The sequence below is a fragment of the Phocaeicola oris genome (genome assembly GCF_021295095.1).
GTDB lineage: Bacteria > Bacteroidota > Bacteroidia > Bacteroidales > Bacteroidaceae > Phocaeicola > Phocaeicola oris.
Window position 1 is genome coordinate 1 of record NZ_JAJLQX010000050.1, and the last position, 1,068, is coordinate 1,068.

Genomic DNA, 1,068 nt, shown 5'->3' on the forward strand with positions numbered 1-1,068 from the left:
GGCGTAATGGACATTTGGTAGGCTGAAACCTCTCAAATGTCCTTTATTCATTACCTTTGCAGCATTTGAAAGCTTATGAATAAAAAAACTGTATATTCTGTAACAGTTCAAATGTTAAAAAGAATGGTCATCGGCGTAACGTCCAGATGTACTTTTGTAGGGATTGTGGCAGGCAATTTCAAAGTGGTCAGCGTATAGACAATGTTTGTTTATGGAGTGACTATCTGACCGAGAAACGAACTATTTCTGAGCTTTCCACTCTTCACAAATGTTCAGAAAGAACCATACGCCGTAGGCTAAGTTCAGTGGCAGACAGCTTTACTCCCATCTATCCTGAATCTGCAACAATAATACTGGACACGACCTACTTCTCCAAGACCTTTGGTGTGATGCTCTTTCAAGATGCCGCATCAGGCAGGATACTTCATCGTAGGTTTGTCAGGAACGAGACCAACAAGGAATACCTTGAGGGACTCAGATGCATTGAGGAGGGTGGAACTCGGATAAAGGCAGTGGTGTGTGATGGACATGTCGGGCTTTTACAAGCTGTGACATCCTGCCCTGTACAGATGTGTCAATTCCACCAGTTGCAGATAGTCAGAAGGCTTCTTACCAACAATCCGCATTTGCCCGCAGGCATCGAGCTGCTGGCATTAATGAGAAGCATGTTCTCTATCGGGAAAGAAGAATTCACATCAGGCTTTGATAAATGGTGTGATGAATGGAAAGAGTTCCTCGATGAACGAACTCTACTAGTCTCAGGCAAGACAACCTATACACATAGAAGGCTGAGAAGTGCAAGGCGTTCGGTGAAGACACACCTTAAATGGCTCTATACGTATGAAGAATATCCTGAATTAGAGATACCCAATACAACAAATCTATTGGAAGGATTCAACTCACAACTTAAAAGGGCATTGCGTAATCATAATGGAATGAAGGAGGTTAATAAAAAGAAGTTCATAGATGGGTTCCTGAATATAAAAAAGTAGGCTGGAATTACCAGCCTACCAAATGTCCATTACTAAAACACGAGAGGTTTTCAGCCTACCAAATGTCCATTACGCC

The 1,068-nt window shown here is 42.3% G+C and carries 1 protein-coding gene and 1 pseudogene; both read left to right on the forward strand.

Features of this window, described 5'->3' with window-relative positions; genetic code table 11:
- Window positions 1-92: 92 nt before the first annotated feature.
- A pseudogene (locus tag LO761_RS12620) lies at window positions 93-140 on the forward strand (hypothetical protein); the annotation flags it as partial.
- Window positions 141-146: 6 nt separating this feature from the next.
- The gene (locus LO761_RS12535) at window positions 147-992 is read left to right on the forward strand and encodes an IS256 family transposase, variant Zn-binding type (protein WP_272818612.1); all 846 of its coding nucleotides are present in this window, start codon (window positions 147-149) and stop codon (window positions 990-992) included.
- Window positions 993-1,068: the final 76 nt, after the last annotated feature.